Genomic DNA, 651 nt, shown 5'->3' with positions numbered 1-651 from the left:
CGGTGACCGGGCCGAAGGCATCGAGCGCAACGATCATGCCGGCAAGGCCGAGCATCGTCGTGACCGCGATCGCCGTACCGAAGAGGCCGGCAAGCTGATAGGTCGAGATGATGCCGCCGACGATGACGATCGCCGGCAGCGCCGTCGATTCCAGCGAGACCGCGAGGCCCTGGATGACGTTGGTGCCGTGACCGGTGACCGACGCCTGGGCGATGGAATTGACCGGGCGCTTGTTGGTGCCGGTGTAGTATTCGGTGATGACCACGATGAGACCGGTCACCACGAGGCCGATCAGGCCGCAGATGAACAGGTTCTTGCCGGTGATGACCATGCCGGCGACCGTGCCGACCTCACCCCAGCCGAGCGTCACCTGGGTGGCGACGCCGAGGCCGACGATGGACAGCAGGCCAGTGACGATCAGGCCCTTGTAGAGTGCGCCCATGATCGAGCCGTTGGAACCGAGCTTGACGAAGAAGGTGCCGACGATCGAGGTCAGGATGCAGGCGCCGCAGATGGCGAGCGGATAAAGCATGGCCGCACCCAACACGGCGGTGCCGCCAAAGAAGATGGCAGCCAGAACCATGGTGGCGACGACAGTCACCGCATAGGTTTCGAACAGGTCAGCGGCCATGCCGGCGCAGTCGCCGACAT

The 651-nt window shown here is 64.7% G+C and carries 1 protein-coding gene; it reads right to left on the bottom strand.

Features of this window, described 5'->3' with window-relative positions; translation table 11 throughout:
• A partial coding sequence (locus ENZ75_RS33570; RefSeq protein ID WP_206617187.1) for a sodium/proton-translocating pyrophosphatase occupies positions 1-651 on the bottom strand: 651 nt, incomplete at both ends.

The organism is Mesorhizobium sp. M7A.F.Ca.CA.002.04.1.1, from assembly GCF_004022805.1.
GTDB classification, from domain to species: domain Bacteria; phylum Pseudomonadota; class Alphaproteobacteria; order Rhizobiales; family Rhizobiaceae; genus Mesorhizobium; species Mesorhizobium ciceri.
Note: the sequence above shows the minus strand (reverse complement) of the source record. Positions and strands in the feature narration are given on the sequence as shown.